This is a genomic window from Pseudomonas sp. BRM28 (assembly GCF_002939405.1).
In the GTDB taxonomy this organism is placed as follows: Bacteria; Pseudomonadota; Gammaproteobacteria; order Pseudomonadales; family Pseudomonadaceae; genus Aquipseudomonas; species Aquipseudomonas palmensis.
The window spans coordinates 3,649,238-3,670,628 of record NZ_PEFV01000001.1 but is presented as its reverse complement, the minus strand read 5'-3'; the positions used below and the strand labels follow the sequence as shown (position 1 = coordinate 3,670,628).

Genomic DNA, 21,391 nt, shown 5'->3' with positions numbered 1-21,391 from the left:
CAAGGTGCCACCCTGATAGCCATTGCCTGAAAAAGGCTGAAGCGTGCGGCGCAGGCACATGACGATGCCTGCGTGAGGAGCGGCCTTCTGCAAGCGTGACGCGTCATCTCGCTGCAGAACGTTGCCGTCTTCTCCCAATAATAAGAGAGGTAAAGGAAATGCAATCCAACAGTCTCAAGCAGAGCCTGAAGCAACGTCACATCACCATGATCGCGCTGGGGGGCGTGATCGGGGCTGGGCTTTTCATGGGCTCCGGCTCGCTGATCGCGTCGGCCGGCCCCGCCGCGATCCTGTCGTATTTCATCGGCGGCATCGTGGTCACCCTGGTGATGTTCATGCTTGGCGAGATGGCCTGCCGCACCCCCGATGCGGGGTCGTTCTCCACCTACGCCAACATGTACCTGGGCGAGTGGGCCGGCTTTACCGTCGGCTGGCTGTACTGGTTCAAGTCGATGATGACGATCACCCTGGAGGCCGTGCTGCTGGGCGCCATCCTGCATGATTTTCTGCCCTGGCTGCCGATCTGGGCGGGCGCGTTCATCATGCTGGTGACCCTGATGGCGAGCAACGCCTACTCGGTGAAGTCGTTCGCCGAAGTGGAGTACTGGCTGGCCGCGCTGAAGGTCGCCACCATCCTCATCTTCATGCTGCTGGGCGTGTCGATACTGCTCGGCCTGCACAGCGACATCCCGTCCCCTGGCCTGGTGAACCTGACCGCGCACGACGGCTTCATGCCCAATGGCCTGTCGCCGGTGATGGCGGGGGTGATCGTGGTGATCTTCTCGCTGGGCGGCAGTGAAATCGCCGCCGTGGCGGCTGGCGAGTCCGAGAACCCGCGCCGCAACGTGATCCGCGCGATCAAGAGCGTGATCCTGCGCGTGATGCTGTTCTACGTGGGCTCGGTGTCGATCCTGATCCTGTGCCTGCCGTGGACCGACAAGGCCAACCTGGCGTCGCCCTATGTGTCGCTGTTCACCCTGGCCGGGTTCGGCGGCGCGGCGGTGGCGATGAAGATCGTGCTGTTCGTCTCGTTCATGTCGGTGATGAACTCGTTCATGTTCTCCAACTCGCGCATGCTGTTCTCCCTGAGCCAGCGTGGGCATGCGCCCAAGCTGTTCTCGCACACCACGGCCAAGGGCGTGCCGCTCAATGCCTTGCTGCTCAGCCTGTGCATCTGCCTGACGATTCTGACCGTGCACTTTCTCAGCGGCGGCGACCTGTTCATGACCCTGGCCAAGAGCAGCGGCACCTTCGTGATGATCGTGTGGATCTTCATCATCATTGCCCACCTGGCCATGCGCCTGAAAACCCGTCACGAACCGGTCGACCCCAAGGCCTTCCGCGCCTGGTTCTTCCCTTATGCCAACGTCGTGGCACTGCTTGCGCTGCTCGCCGTGATCGGCAGCCAGGCCATCGACCCGGCATCGCGCCTGCAACTGTGGTTCATCGCGGCCACCACGGTGCTGGTGGTGGTGGCCTATTGCGTGAAGCGCAACCGGGTGGCCGACAAACCGGCGGCTTACGTGCAAGCCGAGTAAGCCGTGGCAAGGGTGTAGGAGCCAGCCTTGCTGGCGATGCCCGGCCATGCCGGGCCAGGGGTGCTATACGCACCATCGCCGGCAAGGCCGGCTCCTGCAGGCCGCTTTACCAGAACCCTGCCGGCGCCTGCAGCGCAGCCCTGAACACCTCGATCGCCCGCTCCACATCCGCCATCTCGGTATACCGCCCCACGCTCACCCGCACACTGCTCAGCGCCTGGCCGGCATCCAGCCCCAGTGCCAGCAGCACATGCGAAGGGGCCTGGGTGGCCGAGCTGCACGCGGAGGTCGACGACAGCGCCAGGCTGCCGGCCACCTGCGCGCTGTTGAACCCGCTGCGGCTGATGCACAGGTTCAAGGTGTGCGGGATGCGCTGCTGCGCGCACCCATTCAGGGTCACGCCCGGCAGGGCCAGCAAGCCTTCACGCAGGCGCTGGCTCAGTTGCTCGATGCGCATGCTTTGCGCATCACCTTGCACGCCCGCCAGCTCGAACGCCGCGCCCATGCCCACAATCTGATGCGTGGCCAGCGTACCCGAGCGCATACCGCCCTCGTGCCCGCCGCCATGCATCTGCGCCTGCAGCACGGGGCGCGCACGCGGGCCGACGTAGAGCGCACCGATGCCTTTGGGCCCATAGACCTTGTGCGCCGAAAACGACATCAGGTCGACCGCCAGCGTGCCCAGGTCGATGGCCACCTTGCCCACCGCCTGCGCCGCGTCCACGTGCAGCAGTGCGCCGTGTTCGCGCACGATGTCGCCGATGCGGGCAATGTCGGTGAGGGTGCCGAGTTCGTTGTTCACCCACATCAACGACACCAGTGCGGTGTCCTCGCGCAAGGCCGCCTGCACGGCCTCTGGCTGGATCAGCCCCTGTGCATCGGGCTTGAGCCAGGTGACCGTGTGGCCCTGGCGCTCCAGTTCATGGGCGGTGTCGATCACCGCCTTGTGCTCCAGGCAACTGGTGATCAGGTGACGGCGCCCAGGCTGGCCCTGGGCAATGCCTTTGAGGGCCAGGTTGTTGGACTCGGTGGCGCCCGAGGTCCATACAAGGGCGTGTGCGGTAGCGCCAACCCGGTCGGCCACTTGCTGGCGCGCGTGGTCCACGGCCTGTCGGGCGGCCTGGCCATAGCCGTGGCCAGTGGAGGCGGGGTTGCCGAAATTGCCCTGGCGGCCGAGGCAGGCCAGCATGGCTTCGATCACCCGGTCATCGACCGGAGTAGTGGCGGCGTAGTCGAGGTACAGCGGTAGTTCTGGCATGGTCATCGTCTTTTTGTGCACGTGAAGGGCAGGTAGGTAGCCTACCGACGATGACGGAGAAAATTTTTGACTGTTGTTCGGTTTGTTTAGTGCTTATAGAAAAAATATTCTCTTTGTGTCTAAGGGATTAGTATATTTTTCGTCATCGCACGCCGCCGACCGTATTCACGCCTAAACCGTTGCGCCTCGCCAACCCCATCACACCCTGAACATCGCCATCAGCCCCTGCTGATGATTGGCCAGCCGGTTGAGTGTCTGGCTGATCTGCGCCGATTCCTCGGCTTGCCCGGACAACGATTCGGTCACGTCGCGAATGCTCGCCACGTTGCGGTTCACTTCTTCGGCCACGGCACTCTGCTCCTCCGCCGCCGAAGCGATCTGCAGGTTCATGTCGGTGATCACCGCCACCGCATCGCCAATGCGCTGCAGGGCCGGCAATGCCTGCTCCACACGCGCCGCGCTGTCCTGCGCCTGGCGGTGGCTGTTGTGCATGGCCTCCACCACCTCGCGGGTGCCTTGCTGCAACCCTTCTATATCGACGCGAATCTCGTCCACCGAGTCCTGGGTGCGCTTGGCCAGGTTGCGCACTTCATCGGCCACCACCGCAAAGCCACGCCCGGCTTCCCCCGCCCGCGCTGCCTCGATGGCGGCATTCAACGCCAGCAGGTTGGTCTGCCCGGCAATCGAACGGATCACGTCCAGCACCGAGCCGATCTGCTCGCTGCGCGTGGCCAGGTGCTCCACCTCCTGCATGCTGGTGGTCATCTCGCCGGCCAGTTGTTCGATGGCGCGGGTGGTGTCGCCAATAAGCTCCAGGCCTTCGCGGCTGGCATGGTCGGCGCCGCGCGCAGCCTCGGCGGCCTGCGCGGCGTTGCGCGCCACATCCTGCGCAGTCGCGCTCATCTCGTGCGACGCCGTCGCCACCTGGTCCACCTCGCGGTACTGCTGATGCATGCCGGCGCTGGTCTGGCTGGCCAGTGCCGCCGACTGGTCGGCGGTGCCGCGTGCGTCGTGCACCGAGGCCTTCACGTCGGCAATCACCGGCTGCAGCTTGTCGAGAAACCGGTTGAACCAGCCCGCCAGCTCACCCAGCTCGTCCTTGCCCGCATACTCCAGGCGCCGGGTCAGGTCGCCCTCGCCACTGGCGATGTCCTTGAGCATCGCCGCCACGTCCAGTATCGGGCGGGTCACGCCGCGCGCGGTCAGCCAGATCACCAGCAACCCCACCACCGCGGCCACCAGTGCCATCAACAGGCTGCCGAGGTTGGCGCTGGCATTGTAGGTGTCCAGGCGATTGTTGAGTTCCACGGCCGGCGCACGCAGCACCCGCTCGGGCACCTCCAGCAGCACGCTCCACGGCTGGGCACCGGGCACCGGGGCGAAGGACTGGCTCACCTGCAGCAGGCCGTTGTCGTTGAATTCGGCCGCCTTGCCGGCACGCATCTGTTCGGCCAGGGCCCTGGAGTCGGTGCCGAACACCTGCTCGAAGTGCTTGCTCAACTGGCCGCTGTCCTCGCTGTGCCCGGCCAGCAGGCCGGTCGCGCTGACGATGCTCACCTGCCCGTTGCCGTCGAACAGGTCCTTGCGCCCCTCCAGGCTCAGCAGCTGCAGGTTGTCCAGGCTGATGTCCACACCCAGCACGCCGATCAGCTTGCCGTTGTGCTTGAGCGGGATGGAGATGCTGGTGGTCAGCGGGGTGCGGTCGCCCACGGTGTCGAAGTAGGGCTCCACCATGCAGGTGTCACCGCTCTCCAGGGTGCAGGTCAGCCAGCGATTGGAGACCGAGCCATTGGCCGACACGCTGGTGTCGGCGAGCATCGATTCAGGCATCGCCTCGCGCTCCAGGGTGCCGGGGCTGGGCTGCGACCAGTACAACGAGAACCGTCCGGCCTCGTTGCTGCCCGCGCCGGCCTGGTTGACGAAGGCCGCGTCCTTGCCGTCCAGCGCATCGGGCAGGAACACCAGGTACAGCCCGAGCAGTTCGGGGTTGTTGCCCAGCGCCCGTTCGGTTTCGCGGGTCAGGGCCTGGCGCAGGTCGCCATTGCCCTGGGCGCGCAGGTACATCACCAGGTCTGCAAAACCGTTGCCGTACAGGTAGGCGCTCTGGAAGTAGCGCTGGATCTGCGCCGCCTGCAGCTGCGCGTAGGTGTGCAGGCGCAGGCGCGCGTTCTGGTCGAGCATCTGGGTGCTGGCGCTGCTCACCAGCGTGGCGCTGCGCGAGGACTGCACCCGTGTCGCCACCATCAGCACCACCACGACGGCCAGCAGGCACAGGCCCGCCAGCAAGGTGATCTTCCATTGAATTCGCAGGCGACGCAGCAACATGATCAGGTCCTTGATTTCACGGTGTCGAGCAGCAACGGCCCGCTCTGGATCGCGGGTAGGCATCGTTGGGCGGTGCTCGGCAGGGGTGGCGCAGTGATGGCATACAGGAGGCACGGACCATAAGAAAATTGACAGACAAGTGTCAATTAATATTTCCACTTTGAGGCGGGGTGTTCGCAGATAAAACGCAAAATTGCCGATGTTTCCGTTTTTTCGCGGGTGATGACTGATGGTTTGTTTATTAAATTAGACAGATCGGTTATCAGCCCAGGCGAAACCATGTGTAAATTTCGTAAATAAGATTTAAACCCATTTGAGAATCATTATATTTGGCGTCTCTTTGTGGCAGCCCTGCCGTGCAGGCTGCCCTTGTGCTTGATGTGACGGAGACGTGAAATGCAGTCCAGAAGTACCCCCAACAGCCTGGCCTGGGCCTTTGTCGCGCTGTCATCGCCGGCCCTGATTGCCACCTCGGCCCAGGCCGATGACGAGCAGAACGTCGAGAACACCCTGGTGATCCAGAACACCATGGTCACCGCCGAGCAGGAAGCCAAGCAGGCACTGGGCTCTTCGATCATCACCGCCGAGGACATCAAGCGTCACCCGCCCGCCAACGACCTGTCCGACATCATCCGTCGCGAACCGGGGGTCAACCTCACCGGCAACAGCGCCAGCGGCGCGCGCGGTAACAACCGCCAGATCGACCTGCGCGGCATGGGCCCGGAAAACACCCTGATCCTGATCGACGGCAAGCCCTCCAGCGCCCGCAACGCAGTGCGCTACGGCTGGAACGGCGACCGCGACACCCGTGGCGAAACCAACTGGGTACCGGCCGAGGCGGTGGAGCGCATCGAGATCCTGCGCGGCCCGGCTGCTGCACGCTATGGCTCCGGCGCAATGGGCGGGGTGGTCAACATCATCACCAAGCGCCCCACCCAGGAGCTGCAGGGCAACGTCAGCCTGTTCACCACGCTGCCCGAAGACCACGCCGAAGGCGCCAGCAAGCGCACCAACTTCAGCCTCAGCGGCGGCCTCACCGACGACCTGGCGTTCCGTGTGTATGGCGGCCTGGCCAAGACCGACGCCGATGACCTGGACATCAACGCCAAGAGCGCCAACAGCGCGCTGGTGGCCGGCCGCGAAGGCGTGCGCAACAAGGACATCAACGGCCTGCTCAGCTGGCGCCTGAATGATGAGCACCGCCTGGAGCTGGGCAGCGGCTACAGCCGCCAGGGCAATATCTACGCCGGCGACACCATGAACAGCAACGGCGGCGGTGACGTGGAGCGCATCTCCAGCCTGTACGGCCACGAAACCAACGTGATGCAACGCAGCACCTACGACCTCACGCACCTGGGCGACTTCCAGTGGGGCTCGACCAAGTCGTCGCTGTCGTATGAATACGTGCGCAACTGGCGCCTCAACGAAGGTCTGGCCGGTGGCCCGGAAGGCTCGATCAACGACACCGGTGCCGACATGTCGCGCCTGCGCAACACGCGCCTGTCCAGCGAAGTGAACCTGCCGTTCAGCCTCGACAGCAGCGAACATGTGCTGACCCTGGGTGGCGAGTACCTGTACGAAGTGCTCAACGACAAGGGCTCGCTGCGTCCGCAAAGCTTCGACCCCAGCGGTGGTGCCGGCAATGAAATCGCAGGCTTCGATCGCAGCGACTCGAAGATGTCGGCCAAGAGCTTTGCCCTGTTCGCCGAAGACAACATCGTGATCGGCGACACCACCATCACCCCGGGCCTGCGCCTGGACCACCACGAAGAGTTCGGCGACAACTACAGCCCGAGCCTGAACGTGGCGCACAAGCTCACCGACGACCTCACCGTCAAGGGCGGTATCGCACGGGCCTACAAGACCCCGAACCTGTACCAGGCCAACCCCAACTACCTGCTCTACAGCCGGGGCAACGGTTGCAGCACCCAGCAGACCAACAACGGTGGCTGCTACCTGCAGGGCAACCCCAACCTCGACCCCGAAACCAGCGTCAACAAGGAAATCGGCCTGCTCTACGACCGTGGCACCTGGCGCACCAGCGCGACGTACTTTCGCAACGACTACAAGAACAAGATCATCGGTGGCACCGACGTGATCTACGACATCAACAGCGGTCGCCGCGTGACCCATTGGGAAAACGCCGGCAAGGCATTGGTGGAAGGGGTGGAAGGCAACTTCTTCGTCGAGCTGACCCCGTCGCTGGACTGGAACACCAACCTCACCCTGATGCTCAACAACGACAACCGCGACACCGGCGAGCCGCTGAGCGTGATTCCCAAGTACACGGTCAACAGCACCCTGGACTGGCGTGCCACCGACAAGCTGTCGTTCCAGGTCGCCGGTACCTATTTCGGCAAGCAGAAGTCGCCGACCTACAACTACCGCACCCAGCAGAACTACGACCTGGATGCCCAGCAGGACGTCGAAGCCTACGGCCTGGTCGATGTGAGCACCGGCTACAAGATCACCAAGAACTACGACGTGCGCTTTGGCGTGAACAACGTGTTCGACAAGCAAATCCACCGGGGTGGCAACGCCAGCAGTTCGGGCGCCAACACCTACAACCAGCCGGGCCGGGCGCTGTTCGCGGCACTGAACATCTCGTTCTGAGCCGCCATTGCCTACAGGCTGCCCCGGGTCGATCGCGCATCGATCGGCCCGGGGCGGCTTTTTTGTGTTTTCAGGCCCTCTACACCCGTACTACCCAAGGTGAAGCGTGAGTTATCTATCAGCACAACCTGCCACGAAGATTCTGGCCGTCGAGGACGATCCGCTGCTGGCGGCCCATCTGGAACAGCACCTGCGTCGCCGCGGTTTCGATGTGAGCGTCTGTCATGGCGTGGACGACAGCACCGACCTGCAGGCCTGGACGGCCTTCGACCTGATCCTCATGGACATCCTCCTGCCCGGTCGCGACGGCCTGCAACTGCTGGGTGAATTGCGCGAGCGGTTCATGGTGCCGGTGATCCTGATGTCGGCACTGGGTGCCGAGCAGGACCGCATCGTCGGCTTCAGCCAGGGCGCCGACGACTACCTGCCCAAGCCGTTCAGCATGAACGAGATGGACGTGCGCATCGATGCGGTGCTGCGCCGGGTTGCCTATGAGCGGGCCGCGCCGGAAGGCGCGCAGGGCGAGCCGGCGGCGCTGCGCAAGGACATGCGCCAGGACATGCAGCTGGGCGCCGCGGTGGCCAGCTTCACCCCCATCGAGTACCGCCTGATGCAAGTGCTGCTGGCGCACCCCGAGGAAGTGCTGAGCAAGCCGTTCCTCTACCAGCAGGTGCTGCACAGGCCGTTCTCCCAGCAGGACCGCGTGCTGGACATGCACGTCAGCCATGTGCGCCGCAAGCTGGCCGCCATCGGCTATGCCGGCCGCCTGGCCACGGTATGGGGCAAGGGCTACGTGCTGACACAGGTGCCGGCATGAGCTTGCCCGGACGTCACTCGCTGCTGTGGAAACTGTGCGCGCTTCTGGTGGTGCTGTGCCTGTCGATCATCTGGTTCAGCCGCTCGGGCGGTGCGCACCTGGAGCGCAGGAGCTATCACCTGAGCGAGGAGGCGCGCCAGGTGCTCAAGGGCTACGCCGTGGAGGCCCACGCGGCGTGGCGCAGCGGCGGTACGCCAGGCGTCGACCGGTGGCTGGCTGACCTGAAGATCCGCGAGCCGGGCTGGGCGCTGGTGCTGGGCAGCGACCTGCGCTCGTTGAGCAGCCAGACGCTGACCGATGAGCAGCAGAAGTACGTGACGTTCATGCGCGAGCTCGACTGGCCCATGAGCAAGCGCTCCCCCGAGCTGCCGGCGATCAGCGTGCCGTTCCCCGAGGCGCCCCAGGCCGGCAGGCTGGTGATCCAGTTGCCCGAGCGCTTCATGCCGTCGATGCGTCCGCTGCTGGTGCAACTGCTGATCCACGGGCTGCTGCCGGCGCTGTTGGCACTGCTGGCGGGTTTTCTGCTGTATCGCGTGCTGATCGGCCCGCTGGCGCACCTGCGCGCCCAGGCCAATGCCCTGCGTGCCGACCGCCTGGACACCCGGGTCGACCCGGCGATTTCCCGGCGTAGCGACGAACTGGGCGATCTGGGGCGGGCCTTCGAGCACATGGCCGAGCGCCTCGAAAAGACCGTGTCGCTGCAGCAGCGCCTGCTCGCCGACCTGTCCCACGAGTTGCGCACGCCGTTGACGCGCCTGCACATGGCCGCCGAAAACGAGCCCGACGATGACGTGTTGCGCGAGCGCCTGACCCGCGAGGTGCAGTGCATGCGCCAGCTGGTCGACGACACCCTGGAGCTGGTGTGGCTCGGCACCGAGCGCCCGCAACTGGCGCTGGACACGGTCGAGGTGCAGACCCTGTGGGAGGTGGTACGCGAGAACGCCTGTTTCGAGTCCGGCTGGCGCGAGGGGCAACTGCCCATGGCGCTCACCGAAGACTGCCTGGTGCGCGGCCACCTCAACGGCCTGGCCCAGGCGATGGAAAACATCGTGCGCAATGCCATCCGCCATTCGCCTGCCAACGGGCAGGTGCGCCTGGGCGGCCGGCGCGATGGCGATTGCTGGCACCTGTGGATCGACGACCAGGGCCCCGGCGTGGCCGAGGCTGCGCTGGAGACCATCTTCCAACCCTTCACCCGACTCGACGTCGCACGCCCGGGCGGCGACGGCTTCGGCCTGGGCCTGACGATCGCCCGTTGCCGGGTGCAGTTGCAGGGCGGCCAGGTATGGGCACAGAACCTCAAGCCGGGCCTGCGCGTGAACCTGCGCCTGCCAGCGGCAGCACAAGGAGAAACCTGATGAGCAACACCCGACCGGTCTGGTTGTTGATTGTGTCGCGCGCGGCAGCCGCCTTGCTGGGCGGCTATGCATTCAGCTATGCGGCCACGGCTTTTCTGGCCCGTGTGCTGCCAATGCCTGCGGTAGATGCGGTGATCGTGGCCAGCCTGCCGTCCTTTGCGTTCTACACCTGCGCGTTCCTGTGGGCCTTCGCCAGTCGCGATGCCCTGCGTGCGTGGTGGCCGGCGGCGCTGGCGGTGCCGTTGGCGGCGGTCGGCTTCTGGCCGCAGTTGTGGAGCCTGTGAGATGAAAAATACCTTCACCCAATCCATGGCGTGGCTGCACACCTGGGCCGGCCTGATCTTCGGCTGGCTTCTGTTCGCGATATTCGCCACCGGTACGCTGGCGGTGTTCGACAGCGAAATCGACAACTGGATGCGCCCCGAGGTGCGCAGCCACGACCTCACCCAGTTGCAGGCCGCGCAACGCGGGCTGGCCTACCTGACCCAGCATGCACCGGGCGCCAGCAACTGGAACATCAGCCTGCCGGATGCACGTTCGCCCGGTTTGCAGGTAGCGTCCGGCGAGCGTCGACGCGGTGGCGGCACCGCGCTCGACCCGCATACCGGCGAGCCGATCGAGGTGCGCGAAACGGCCGGCGGCAGCTTCTTCTTCCGCTTTCACTTCACCCTGAACCTGCCGCGCAACTGGGGCATCTTCGTGGTCGGCGCCCTGGCGATCGTGATGCTGGTGGGGCTGGTCAGCGGCATCGTGATCCACAAGAAGATCTTCAAGGAGTTCTTCACCTTCCGCCCCGGCAAGGGCCAGCGCTCGTGGCTGGATTTTCACAACGCCAGCGCGGTGCTGCTGTTGCCGTTTCACCTGATGATCACCTACACCGGGCTGGTGATCTTTTTGCTGATCTACATGCCGGCGGCGGTGGATGCGCTGTTCGAGGGTGACAACCAGGCGTACTACAAGGCCCAGGGCGAGCAGCGTCTGCCCACGCCGCGCGCGGCGCTCAAGCAGCCAGCCGCGCTGGTCGACCTGGCCCCGGTACTGGCCAGCGCGCAAGAGCGGCTGGGCGCCATCAGCAGCATCGGTATCTCCAACCCCGGTACGGCGGCCGCGCGGATCGAGGTGCGCCCGACCCTGGGCTATCGCATCGCCCTGAGCAAGGGGCAGGCCATGGTGTTCGACGGCGTCAGCGGCGAGCTGCTGCGCGATGTGCCCGACATGCGGCCTGCCGTGCTCACCCAGCGGGTGATGGCGGGGCTGCACTTCGCGCAGTTCGGCGGCTATCCGATGCGCTGGCTGTACTTCGTGTGTGCGTTGGTCAGCACCGCGATGATCGGCACCGGGCTGGTGCTGTTCTGCGTCAAGCGCCGGCGCAAATACGCCAGTGCCTCGGTGTCGGCGCAGCGTTGGTACAAGGTGGCCGAGAGCTTCAACGTGGCGTTCGTCGCCGGCCTGATGCTGGCCTGCGCAGGCTTGCTGTGGGCCAACCGCCTGCTGCCGGTGGAGCTGGCGCAGCGGGCCAACTGGGAGGTCAAGGCGTTCTTCGCGGTGTGGTTGCTGTCGCTGCTGCATGCCGGTTTGCGCCCGGCGCAGCGCGCCTGGGCCGAGCAGCTGGGGCTGGCCGCGGTACTGTGCATCGGCCTGCCGGTGCTGGGCGCGTTGACCGCGCAGCACGACCCGGCGCACCGCGTGCTGGAGGCCACCAGCGTGGTGCTGGGTGGGTTGCTGGCGTATGCGGCATGGCGCTGCGTGGCGCCGCGTGAAGAAAAACCTGCGCGCAAGCGTGCGACGGTAGCGGTGGAGGGGCAATGACATGCTGATGATCGGCGCGGTGGTGTTTGCCTATGTGGGTATGTTGGCGTTGTGCCTGGGGCTGGAGCGGCACTACAAGCAGGTGTGGGGCAGGGCACCTGCACCCTGGTTGAGGGTGGCCCTGCGGTCGGCGGGCTGGTCGGCGCTGGCCATCAGCCTGTGGGTCAGTGGCGTGGCCTGGGGCTGGGCGATGGGGCCGGTAGCCTGGTTTGGCGGTATTTCACTGGCCGGGTTCGGGGTGGCGATGCTGTTGCCGTACTGGCCGCGTCTGGCGGTGTGGTTGCTGGGCGTTTTACCGATATGGGGGGTAGGGGTAGTGTTGGTTTGACGGTTTTTTGTGGCGAACTTATACCTGCAAACAGTGTCGGGAAGTGTGCAATTTAAATAATTGGGAAGTTTTAATTGCGGCCAATCATTGCGCGTGTTTCGTACTAACCTCATACGGGCGTGTACGTTCTGCATAGAACGGATAATAACTTTCTTATGATGGAATTGTATGAAAACCGAAAGGACTCGCTTACCCTTTGAAACCTCACTGTCACGACGACTTGCCAGCCGCCTGAAAATGAAACACCTGCTGGTGCTTCAGGCCATTCAGGCGCATGGCTCGCTGACCCAGGTTGCGCTGCGGCTGTCCACCAGCCAACCGGCGATCACTCAGATCCTCGCCGACCTCGAAAGCCTGTTCAGCGCCCCCCTTTTTGTACGCTCACCGCGCGGCATGCTGCCCACTGAACTGGGCAACCTGATCGTCGCCCGCTCCAGGGGGATGCTGGCCGACCTCGATCACTGGGCGATGGACATCGAAGCCATGACCCAGGGTCGTGCAGCACACTTGAACGTGGGCGTCATACCGTTTCTACCCGGGCGCCTGCTGGCCACCGCCATCAACCAGACCCGCTCCTGCGGCAAGCGCATATCGGTGACCTTGCACGAGGGCTCCAGCGCCCACCTGCTGGAGCGCCTGCAGGCCCACGAACTCGACTGCGTGATCGGCCGCACGTCCGCGCTGCCGGACGTGCCCGATCTGCAACACGAGGTGCTGTATCACCAGGAACCCCGGCTGATTGCCCACGAACGCCTGGCGATGCACCTCAACCAGCGGCCACTCGACCTGCAGGCACTGGCTCGGCTGGACTGGGTACTCGGCCCACGCCAGACGCCGATCCGCGAGCAACTCATCGACTTCTTCCTCAATGCCGGTATCACCCCCCCTTCACCCATGGTCGAGAGCTTGTCGTCAAGGTTCATCGGTGAGCTGGTGGCAACCAACGAGCAGGCCGTGGCCATCGTGCCGGCAGATGTTGCCGAAGAGCTCGTGCGCCTGTGCAATGTCGGCAGGGTGCGCCATCGCCTTGGCTGGCGGCTGTCACCCATGAGCCTGTTTCAGCGTATCAATGGTGCCAATGCGGTCGAACAGGCGCTCTTTGCACGGGCACTCAAACGCGCCGCAAAAGTTGCTGTTTTATCGACGTCACCGGTCAATGAACAGTGGCTGGTCACGACAGATTGAAGTGTCGCAATAACATTGTTTTATAGGCTGATACAGGATTCAAATTTCCAACTTTACAGACCCGGTACCATACTTCCCGCCAGGCGCACCATGAGGGTGTGCCAGGGAAAGGGGGATATCAGGTGCTTACGGTTTATTTGATTGTAACGGTCGGAGCAGTGGTGGCCGGCTTTGTTCAGGGGCTCTCGGGTTTTGCATTCGGCCTGGTGGCCATGTCGTTCTGGGCCTGGGTACTCGACCCGAAGCTGGCTGCCACACTGGCGGTATTCGGGGCGCTGACCGGCCAAGTGGTGGCGGCCATTTCGGTACGCCGGGGCTTCAACATGCAGCGCCTGCTGCCCTTCGTGCTTGGCGGCCTGGCCGGCATCCCACTCGGCGTCGCGCTGCTGCCCAGCCTGGACATGAACTGGTTCAAGGCCATTCTGGGCACCCTGCTGGTGAGTTGGTGCCCAGCCATGCTGTTTGCCAAGAACCTGCCGAAAATCACTGCCGAGGGCAAGATCGCCGACGGTGTGATCGGCATGGCCGGCGGCATCATGGGCGGGCTGGGCGGTTTCACCGGCACTGTGCCGACCCTGTGGTGCACCCTCAAGGGGTACGACCGCGACGTGCAGCGCTCGATTATCCAGAACTTCAACCTGTCCATGCTGCTGGTCACCATGGGCACCTACCTCAGTACCGGCATTGCCACGCGCGAGATGCTGCCCTACTTCGCCATTGTCGCGCCGGCGATGCTGATTCCGACGTTCCTCGGCACACGCCTGTATATCGGCATCAGCGACGTGCAGTTTCGCCGCGTCGTGCTGAGCCTGCTCACGGTCTCCGGCATTTCGCTGCTGATTTCCTCGGTACCCAACCTCATCGGCTGAATAGCACTGCTGATGCACTTACTCTTTAAGGAAGAATGAGTCATGTCGCATACCCCGCTGGACAGTGATCACCTCGACCCCTCTGCAAGCCCTGGCGACGACAGGCTGACCGCACGCGAGCGCGAGGCCTTGAAGCACTATGCCGCCGGCAAGAACTGCAAGGAGGTGGCGCTGGCGCTGAGCATTTCGGTCAACACCGTCAAGTTCCACACCAAGAATGCGGTGGCCAAGCTCGGCGGCAAGAACCGCACGGCAGCGGTGGCCCGCGCGTTCGCGCTGGGCCTGCTGTCGTGAGCAGATGCCTATTGCTGCAGGCTCGACAACGAAGGTTGCACGCGGCTGTTGTTGGTCATCAGGTGAGTGACCAGGTTGCGCGCATGCACCGCCAGGCGTTCGATCGCTGACACATAGAACAGCGAGCCCTGGGTCAATGGCCCGATCGCATACACCCCCCGCTGCCCATCGATCAGGTGGGTGGTAGGGTTGATCGCGATGCCGCCGTGGCTGTTCTGTCGGATCAGGCCGCGGTCGAGCAGGTTTTCTATCAGCGGTGAGTCCAGCCGCGCCAGGTTGCCGGCAAAACCGGTGGCGTCGATGGCGTAGTCAACGCTCAGGGTCTGCCCGCTGAGGTCGATCAGGATGTTGCCTTGCGCATCCGCGCGGGTGGCTTTGTAGCCGCGGTGAATGGATACCCGGCCTGCCTTGATCAGCGCTTCGAGCTTGAGTGCATTGTCCAGCGGCATGGGGTGGCGATAGGACATCCACAGGCCCTGGTACTTGCGCTGGAAGCGACGCTTCTGCACGTTGTCCAGCCGTGTCCAGAACTCGTCGATCCAGGTCTTGGTGGCGTCCAGCCAGATCTGCCAGTCACGCACATGGGCCGCCGCCTGGATCTCCCGCTGCAGGCGTTCCAGCGGTTCCAGCGGTGCAAACAGGCCCTTGTACTCGGCGCTGAAGCTGCGCATGCGGCGAAAGCTGTTCAGGAAGCCACTGATCGAGACGCGCTCTGGCAAGCGTCGCTGCGTGCCCACCGGGTTGTCGAGCACGGCCCCGCGCACCAGCGGGATACGCCCCGAATTGGAGTAGATCGCGACATGTCCGGCGCCCAGCCCGCTGAGCATGAGGGCCATGTCCACTGCGGTCAGCTTGGTGCCCAGGATGCCGACGGTGGCCCCCGGCCTGACCTGCGTCTTCAGGCGCTCCAGATCGTGATAGGGGTTGGCGTAGTAGTGCGCCAGGTCGGGGTAGGGCGTCTGCTTCTTCAAGTGCCCGACCGCCAGCACAACGTTGTCGAAGCGTTCATCGCCCTGTGCAGTGGTCACGGTGTAACTGGGGTGCTCGGCCTTCACGTCGATGACGGTTTGCGCGAGGGTTCGCAATCGGATGTTGAACCGGGCCAGGGTGTGACGGGCAAGCTCCAGCTCCTTGACCAGGTACTGGCCCATCTGCCGGCGGCTGACATAGTCGTTCAGGTCGGTGGTTTCGCAACCAGGCTGGGCCTTGAGCCATTTCAGGAACCCATAGGCATGTTCGACGTCCGTGCCCAGGGTGGAAGTGGCCATGTTCAGAATGAACTCCGGTGTCGTGGTGGCCTGGCCGTAGGGTAGCCCCGGGCCGAAGTGGCCGGTGGTTTCGTACACGGTGATTTCCGACACCGCTGCGTCATGCCCCTGGCGTGCCAGTTCCTTGCAGAGCAGAACGGCGCTGCATCCAGCGCCCACAATTGCGATTTTCATTCAGGCATCCCTTCAGTGACGGGTGGTCTGTTGAGTGGCGTAGAACTCGCGCATGAGCATGTCGGCGCGGATGTTCAACGGCGCCTCGAGGAACAGGTTCAACAGGTCGTGCAAGGTGGCCGGTGCACCCTCCAGGTAACGTCGGATCGAGTGACCGTCATGGGCCCGTACCGGGTCGTGGCGCAGCACCACATCCTTGAGGCGCAGCAATTTGCGTCCCTTGCCTTCCTTGTAGAACGCCCAGCTGGCCTGATCGTAGCGGTGCTGTGCAGCCACGCCGCCGTGAAGCTGCGCGATGGTCGCCGTGTTGGCGCAGGCCTTGGCCGGGATGTAGTCGTGCGTGGTGGTGCCGGCCAGGCTGCGTATATCGTTGTAGGCGGTGATATCGATGACCGGCGTGCCTTGCAGGGTGGTGTCGATGTCGGTGGCGGAGCCGAACGAAATGGCCACCGCACGGTTGAATATTTCCTCCTGTTCCAGAACGGAGTAGCCCAGGCGCTGCATGTCCTCGCGCATGGCATTGTCCAGTTGCTGCAATGTGGCGGCGCCAGAGCTGTGGGCACAGAAGTGCAGGCGCTGAAGGTCTTCGATGCCCTGGAAGGAAAGCCGGGTGGCGGGGCGTCCGGCGTGGTCCAGTGGCAACCCGTTGTCATCGCGGGCCACCAAGCCATCGGGGCAGAACCTGAGGGCGTTCGGTTGCGCAATGATGCGGGGCAGTATCACCTGCTCATAGATCAGGCGTGCCGAGTGGCTGACGACCTGGCTGTGCCACTGCGTGCCGAGGATGAACCGGTTGTGCAGCATGGCCGATTCGATGATCGGGTTGTCCTGGGCATCAAGGCCCGAATGCACAATGCCCAGCAGCGCCACCGACGATTGCCCGATGCCTTGCAGGAAACTCGAGAAGGTCGAAGCCAGGCCCTTGCCCAGGGCAATGCCTTGCGGGTAATTGGTGGTGGGTGTGCTGGGCAGTACGGCCCATTGGTAGTGGCGTATCGGGTTGGGCAGGGTAGTTGCGTGCACATCCTGCACGTCCTGCGCCTGCACGTGGTAAAGCCGCGTGCCGTGTGTCTTGCGTTCGGCAGACGAATCGCCGCGCAGGCGCGAGGTCAGTTGGTGAATGCCTTCGAACAGCAGGGCCATGGTCATGCTGTAGTCGGGGTCGGTGCGCAGTACGGTGTTGACCACCAGGGTTCTGCTGCTGTTGTAGCGACACGGTAGCGACGCCAGGTATTCAAGAAAGCGCAGGTCCTGGCCCTTGTACTGGTGCGGTACGATTCGATAGCTGTCGCGGGGTAACTGGTCCTGCGTCGCCAGGGTGTCCAGAGCCTGGTCCCAGGCAAGGTTCGTCACGCCGTGTTCGTCGTTCAATTCACGAATGAAGTTGAGCGCCTGCACGGCATACAGGCGCTTGCCGAACTGGTTCAGCGGCAGGCGGTAACGGTCACGCTCTTCGATGAAGTAGCGCACGTACAGGCCGCTGTCGAAAATGGTCTCGATCGCCACCTCGGCCAGGCGTTCTGCGCTGACGGGTGCCTGCCCGGCCAGGGTTTCGGCGAGGCGTGCCGATACATGTCCGATGAACGCCGCCTCACGTTCCAGGTAGCGCTGCTGCAGGGGTTGGAGCGCATCGAGCAGTGCCCGGGCGATGGGGCGTGGCGCCGTGGGGGGGCCTTCCAGTTCCAGGCTTTTCAGCGTTGCCGCTGCCTCGCGAAACAGTCTCACCTGGTCCAGCGGCATGTTCAGCCGGTCGCGGGTCTGCTCGGCGTCTTGCAGGCTCACGCCCAGTGCTTCGAGCCGCTTGCGCACGTAGCGCACCTGATCGGCGGTGGTGGCCTTGCGCGAGCCGCCGGGCGCCAGCGTATCCGGTACATGCAACGCATCTTCCAGGCCGACTCGTACACCGTCCAGGCGCAGGCTCAGCGCCACCTCCGCCAGTATCCTCAGCATCGGCCCGGGTGCCAGGATTGAAATGACCGCGTCGGGCACTTCACGGCGGATGCGTTGCACAAACGGCTGCAAGCGCGACGACGCCAGTTCGATGGCGTGCGCCAGAGACGCCGGGGTGTCCTGCTTGATCAGCCCATAGACTGCTTCCCGGTCGGCTACCGGAATCAGCGAATCGTCGCTGACACTGCCGTCTTCGGCTCGGCGGAACTGATCCACGCCGGCGACCAGCATGAACAGTATCGGGTTGCCTGCCTGGGACAGCCCGCGCAGGTTCGGGCCGAGTGCATTATCAAGTATCGAACTGTTGAACACTTCAACTTCCGGGCGAATGGCGCAGGTGTTCAAGTGTTCAAGTTGCTGTTCAAGAAACTGGGGTGAGTTTTCATAACCGCCACCGGCCTGGAATATAACCGGGCCGGGGCTGAATGAACTTACATCTGGCCCGCGTTTATTCAGGCCATAGTGATGCAAGTGCGCCCGGCGTATCGGGCTTTCGAAGTTGCGACCGCCGCGTACACTGGTCGAGAGGTTGATGATGGCCGAAGGAATACGTTGATGCAGTGCCGGTACTATCTGGTTGTACTGGTCGACATCGATATGGTTTTGCTGGGCCCCCAGGGTGATGGTCTGCGTGTTGCCGGGGATCGACAGGGTGTGGCTGTCGGACAGGTCGCGGGTGTGCAGGTGGAGGATCGCCGCGCCTTCGGCGGCGGCGTGCACGCTGGCTTCGATAATGGCGTCCGGGGTAATGGGAAGGTACGGTGACGCGGCCCGCATGGGGTTCCAGTAACCGGCTGCGCAGACCTCCCAGCCCTGTGAAATCAAGGTTTCATAGGCTGCGGGGGAGTCGCTGCGCAGCGCTTCGACCAGGCTTGGCGGCAGGTAGCCCTGGTGCAGGGGATCATGCTGAACCAGCGCGCCGTCGTTATCCAGCTGCCAGCCGCTGCCGGTCAGAGTGAACACGATGTCCTGCTGGGTCTTCCTTGATTCGAGCCATTTGAGGGTTGTTGCACTGACAGCCACAAGCGCCCGGGTACCGGCGCCGGGGTTGACGCGGGTGCGCAGGCCGCCCGCCGCAACGCGTTTCCAACCTGCATTCAACAATACACTTTCAAGTGAGTCGTCCTGGGCGGCGAGTTCCGAGTTATCGAGAAACTTCGGCTCTTTCGGTGAGACGAAACGAGACACTGCACCCACCGGTGCGGCGGTGATAAACATGCGGGTCGACATAAACACTCCGTGTTCAACAGGTTCAATGTGCGTTGGGCCCTCCACGCACATGAATTAGATCCCACTGGCGCGCACTGCGTAACTACCTGATCGGGTAGTAATCGGTTTAACGTTTGGATGTATTTAAACTATTCAATCAACAGTTGGTTCTATCGACGATAGACGGCCACTTCGCCGACAGGGCCGGTGCCTGCGGGTTCATGTCACTGGTTGCCGCGCCGGGGGGCGCATGGTAGAACCCTTGCACCATTCATGAATCGAATCTACGCATGACCCTCAGTCTGAAACCGAATAGGTCTCTGTTCGACCTCGACCTGCTGCGCGCCATCGTGGTGGTGGCCGACTGCGGCAGTTTCACCACGGCGGCCACGCGCCTGCATTCCACCCAGTCGACCATCAGCCAGAAGGTCCGGCGCCTCGAGGAGATGGTCGGTCACCGCTTGCTCGAGCGCGGCAATCGCGAGGTGCTGCCCACCGACGCCGGCCAGACCCTGCTCGGCTATGCCCGCCACATGCTCGCCCTCAACGACCAGATGCTCGAAGCCCTGGCCGGCGCCACGGTCGGCGTGACCCTGCGCCTGGGCGTACCCGAAGACTTCGTTGGCGGGCGCACCACCAACGCACTGTCGGCGTTCAACCGCAGGCACCCGCAGGTCAAGCTCGAAGTCACCAGCGGCCTGTGCCGCGACCTCAGCCAGAGCTACGACAACGGCGAGCTCGACCTGGTGCTGCTCAAGCAGCGGCGCAACGGTCGCGAAGGGGTGGCCAGCTGGCCGGAGCAATTGCGCTGGATCGACAGCGCGCACAACCCGGCCCTGGCGCTGGACCCGATCCCGCTGGTGACCTTTCCGCCACGCGGGCTGTACCGCGACGAAATCATCAGCGCAGTAGAGAGCCTGGGCCGGCGCTGGCGCATCGCGTTCACCAGCTCCAGCCTCAGCGGCATTCAGGCCGCCGTGGCCGACGGCATGGGTATCAGCCTGCTGCCGCCACGCGCCGTCACCGCCGAGCACCGGGTGCTCGGCGAGGCGGATGGCCTGCCGGTGATCGACAGCTACGAGATTCTGATTCTGCATCGCCAGACGGCCGACCCGATGGTACGAGCGCTGGCGGGCGTGTTGACCGGCCTGCTCGAAGCACAGGCGGTGTGAGCCTGCGGGTCACTTCCCCACAAAAAAGCCCGCCAGTCACGGCGGGCTTTCTGCATCGCTACCTGCTTAACGCTTTGGGTTCAGCGTCAGGTTCACGTTGCGGTTCACATCCTTGTACAGCAGGTAGCGGAACGGGCCAGGGCCACCCGAGTAGCAGGCCTGCGGGCAGAAGGCGCGCAGCCACATGAAGTCGCCGGCTTCCACTTCGACCCAGTCCTGGTTCAGGCGGTACACCGCCTTGCCTTCCAGCACGTACAGGCCGTGCTCCATCACGTGGGTTTCCGCGAACGGGATGGTGCCGCCCGGCTGGAAGGTCACGATGTTGACGTGCATGTCGTGGCGCATGTCGGCCATGTCGACGAAGCGGGTGGTGACCCAGGCGCCATCGGTGCCCGGCATCGGGATCGGGGTAACGTCCTGTTCGTTGGTGACGAACGCTTCCGGGTGCGCCAGGCCTTCGACTTCCTGGTAGTGCTTGCGGATCCAGTGGAAGGTCACGTTGGCCGCGCTGTTGTTGCGCAGGCTCCAGTCGGCGCCCGGCGGAATGAACGCGTAGCCGCCTGGCTTGAGGGTGTACGGCTTGCCTTGCAGGGTGATGTCGACTTCACCCTCGACCACGAACAGAACCGCCTCGGCGTTCTTGTCCTGCTCCGGGCGCTCGCTGCCGCCTTCAGGGGCAACTTCGACGATGTACTGCGAGAAGGTCTCGGCGAAACCCGACAGCGGGCGGGCGATGACCCACATGCGCATCTTGTCCCAGAAGGGCAGGTGGCTGGTGACGATGTCACGCATCACGCCCTTGGGGATCACCGCGTAGGCTTCGGTGAACATGGCACGGTCTGTCAGCAGCTCGGTCTGAGCCGGGTGCCCGCCGTGGGGGGCGAAGTAAGTGGTTCTGGACATGGACAGTCTCGATGTTTGTTGTTGTGTCCCCCGGGCCAGCCTGCGGCGGGCGGCCCCGTTCAGGGATTGCACCGCTACGTTATGACCATCTTTAGCTATCCACAAATTAAATGTTTAAATCCCTGCCATTCGATTTGTGAATGTGGCGTGCGCCGGGCCAGCACTGCGCTACAGGTGTGCGCCCTGTGTAGCGGGTGATGCAACACCTGTAGCGTTGATTGCAGCGCGGGCGGCATCGGTGCGGCGCGCGCAAAGCCGCGTGCCAGAGCGGTTGTGGCGGTTCATGTCACAGCTGGCATGGCGGTTGCGATGAGCTGATGG

At 64.0% G+C, this 21,391-nt stretch carries 16 protein-coding genes and 1 pseudogene; 11 read left to right on the top strand and 6 right to left on the bottom strand.

The window, feature by feature from the left end; all coding sequences use genetic code 11:
- Window positions 1-158: 158 nt before the first annotated feature.
- The gene (locus CR917_RS17225) at window positions 159-1,538 is read left to right on the top strand and encodes an amino acid permease (protein WP_104572670.1); all 1,380 of its coding nucleotides are present in this window, start codon (window positions 159-161) and stop codon (window positions 1,536-1,538) included.
- A gap of 106 nt (window positions 1,539-1,644) precedes the next feature.
- On the opposite strand, the gene CR917_RS17220 is transcribed toward CR917_RS17225, so the two are convergent.
- The 3 genes and pseudogenes from CR917_RS17220 to CR917_RS28165 all read right to left on the bottom strand — a co-directional run.
- Window positions 1,645-2,796, bottom strand: coding sequence for a cysteine desulfurase family protein (locus CR917_RS17220; protein ID WP_100633310.1), 1,152 nt, complete (start codon window positions 2,794-2,796; stop codon window positions 1,645-1,647).
- 198 nt (window positions 2,797-2,994) lie between these two features.
- On the bottom strand, window positions 2,995-3,750 hold the full coding sequence (locus CR917_RS28170; RefSeq protein WP_370409154.1) for a methyl-accepting chemotaxis protein: 756 nt from the start codon (window positions 3,748-3,750) through the stop codon (window positions 2,995-2,997).
- A gap of 102 nt (window positions 3,751-3,852) precedes the next feature.
- Window positions 3,853-4,860, bottom strand: a pseudogene (locus tag CR917_RS28165) (HAMP domain-containing protein); the annotation flags it as partial.
- Between the two features lie 657 nt (window positions 4,861-5,517).
- On the opposite strand from CR917_RS28165, the gene CR917_RS17210 reads away from it, so the two are divergent.
- From CR917_RS17210 to CR917_RS17170, 9 genes are all read left to right on the top strand, one after another.
- Window positions 5,518-7,734, top strand: coding sequence for a TonB-dependent siderophore receptor (locus tag CR917_RS17210; protein WP_104572669.1), 2,217 nt, complete (start codon window positions 5,518-5,520; stop codon window positions 7,732-7,734).
- Window positions 7,735-7,840: 106 nt separating this feature from the next.
- On the top strand, window positions 7,841-8,551 hold the full coding sequence (locus CR917_RS17205; RefSeq protein ID WP_104572668.1) for a response regulator transcription factor: 711 nt from the start codon (window positions 7,841-7,843) through the stop codon (window positions 8,549-8,551).
- Complete coding sequence (locus tag CR917_RS17200; protein ID WP_104572667.1) at window positions 8,548-9,909, top strand: sensor histidine kinase; 1,362 nt, start codon at window positions 8,548-8,550, stop codon at window positions 9,907-9,909. Before CR917_RS17205 ends, CR917_RS17200 begins: the two co-directional genes overlap by 4 nt.
- Entirely contained in the window at window positions 9,909-10,193 is a 285-nt protein-coding gene (locus CR917_RS17195; protein WP_043861156.1) for a hypothetical protein, read from the top strand. The genes CR917_RS17200 and CR917_RS17195 overlap by 1 nt, the downstream gene beginning before the upstream one ends.
- Before the next feature lies 1 nt (window position 10,194).
- On the top strand, window positions 10,195-11,718 hold the full coding sequence (locus CR917_RS17190; protein WP_104572666.1) for a PepSY domain-containing protein: 1,524 nt from the start codon (window positions 10,195-10,197) through the stop codon (window positions 11,716-11,718).
- A 1-nt stretch (window position 11,719) separates the two neighbouring features.
- The gene (locus CR917_RS17185) at window positions 11,720-12,046 is read left to right on the top strand and encodes a DUF3325 domain-containing protein (protein WP_104572665.1); all 327 of its coding nucleotides are present in this window, start codon (window positions 11,720-11,722) and stop codon (window positions 12,044-12,046) included.
- A 237-nt stretch (window positions 12,047-12,283) separates the two neighbouring features.
- Entirely contained in the window at window positions 12,284-13,231 is a 948-nt protein-coding gene (locus tag CR917_RS17180) for a LysR family transcriptional regulator (protein ID WP_235593703.1), read from the top strand.
- Between the two features lie 161 nt (window positions 13,232-13,392).
- Window positions 13,393-14,100 (top strand): sulfite exporter TauE/SafE family protein, encoded by a 708-nt coding sequence (locus CR917_RS17175; protein WP_235593702.1) that lies wholly within the window; start codon window positions 13,393-13,395, stop codon window positions 14,098-14,100.
- Between the two features lie 42 nt (window positions 14,101-14,142).
- Window positions 14,143-14,394 (top strand): response regulator transcription factor, encoded by a 252-nt coding sequence (locus tag CR917_RS17170; RefSeq protein WP_058541278.1) that lies wholly within the window; start codon window positions 14,143-14,145, stop codon window positions 14,392-14,394.
- An 8-nt stretch (window positions 14,395-14,402) separates the two neighbouring features.
- Here CR917_RS17170 and CR917_RS17165 read toward each other — a convergent pair whose 3' ends face one another.
- The gene (locus CR917_RS17165) at window positions 14,403-15,836 is read right to left on the bottom strand and encodes an FAD/NAD(P)-binding protein (protein WP_104572664.1); all 1,434 of its coding nucleotides are present in this window, start codon (window positions 15,834-15,836) and stop codon (window positions 14,403-14,405) included.
- A 12-nt stretch (window positions 15,837-15,848) separates the two neighbouring features.
- A complete protein-coding gene (locus CR917_RS17160; protein WP_371920453.1) occupies window positions 15,849-19,004 on the bottom strand; it encodes a 3-keto-5-aminohexanoate cleavage protein in 3,156 nt (1,051 codons plus the stop codon).
- A gap of 281 nt (window positions 19,005-19,285) precedes the next feature.
- Here CR917_RS17160 and CR917_RS17155 point away from each other — a divergent pair, with 281 nt between their 5' ends.
- Entirely contained in the window at window positions 19,286-20,167 is an 882-nt protein-coding gene (locus CR917_RS17155) for a LysR substrate-binding domain-containing protein (protein ID WP_104572662.1), read from the top strand.
- A 66-nt stretch (window positions 20,168-20,233) separates the two neighbouring features.
- Here the strand turns inward: CR917_RS17155 and CR917_RS17150 are convergent, their stop codons facing one another.
- The gene (locus tag CR917_RS17150) at window positions 20,234-21,070 is read right to left on the bottom strand and encodes a bifunctional allantoicase/(S)-ureidoglycine aminohydrolase (RefSeq protein WP_043861160.1); all 837 of its coding nucleotides are present in this window, start codon (window positions 21,068-21,070) and stop codon (window positions 20,234-20,236) included.
- Window positions 21,071-21,391 lie beyond the last annotated feature (321 nt).

What these genes read in the sequence shown, in the direction of transcription:
- CR917_RS17225 (WP_104572670.1), top strand. Translation starts at nt 159, where the DNA reads ATGCAATCCAACAGTCTCAAGCAGAGCCTGAAGCAACGTCACATCACC.
- CR917_RS17220 (WP_100633310.1), bottom strand. Translation starts at nt 2,796, where the DNA reads ATGCCAGAACTACCGCTGTACCTCGACTACGCCGCCACTACTCCGGTC.
- CR917_RS28170 (WP_370409154.1), bottom strand. Translation starts at nt 3,750, where the DNA reads ATGCATCAGCAGTACCGCGAGGTGGACCAGGTGGCGACGGCGTCGCAC.
- CR917_RS17210 (WP_104572669.1), top strand. Translation starts at nt 5,518, where the DNA reads ATGCAGTCCAGAAGTACCCCCAACAGCCTGGCCTGGGCCTTTGTCGCG.
- CR917_RS17200 (WP_104572667.1), top strand. Translation starts at nt 8,548, where the DNA reads ATGAGCTTGCCCGGACGTCACTCGCTGCTGTGGAAACTGTGCGCGCTT.
- CR917_RS17195 (WP_043861156.1), top strand. Translation starts at nt 9,909, where the DNA reads ATGAGCAACACCCGACCGGTCTGGTTGTTGATTGTGTCGCGCGCGGCA.
- CR917_RS17190 (WP_104572666.1), top strand. Translation starts at nt 10,195, where the DNA reads ATGAAAAATACCTTCACCCAATCCATGGCGTGGCTGCACACCTGGGCC.
- CR917_RS17185 (WP_104572665.1), top strand. Translation starts at nt 11,720, where the DNA reads ATGCTGATGATCGGCGCGGTGGTGTTTGCCTATGTGGGTATGTTGGCG.
- CR917_RS17180 (WP_235593703.1), top strand. Translation starts at nt 12,284, where the DNA reads ATGAAACACCTGCTGGTGCTTCAGGCCATTCAGGCGCATGGCTCGCTG.
- CR917_RS17170 (WP_058541278.1), top strand. Translation starts at nt 14,143, where the DNA reads ATGTCGCATACCCCGCTGGACAGTGATCACCTCGACCCCTCTGCAAGC.
- CR917_RS17165 (WP_104572664.1), bottom strand. Translation starts at nt 15,836, where the DNA reads ATGAAAATCGCAATTGTGGGCGCTGGATGCAGCGCCGTTCTGCTCTGC.
- CR917_RS17160 (WP_371920453.1), bottom strand. Translation starts at nt 19,004, where the DNA reads ATGTTTATCACCGCCGCACCGGTGGGTGCAGTGTCTCGTTTCGTCTCA.
- CR917_RS17155 (WP_104572662.1), top strand. Translation starts at nt 19,286, where the DNA reads ATGACCCTCAGTCTGAAACCGAATAGGTCTCTGTTCGACCTCGACCTG.
- CR917_RS17150 (WP_043861160.1), bottom strand. Translation starts at nt 21,070, where the DNA reads ATGTCCAGAACCACTTACTTCGCCCCCCACGGCGGGCACCCGGCTCAG.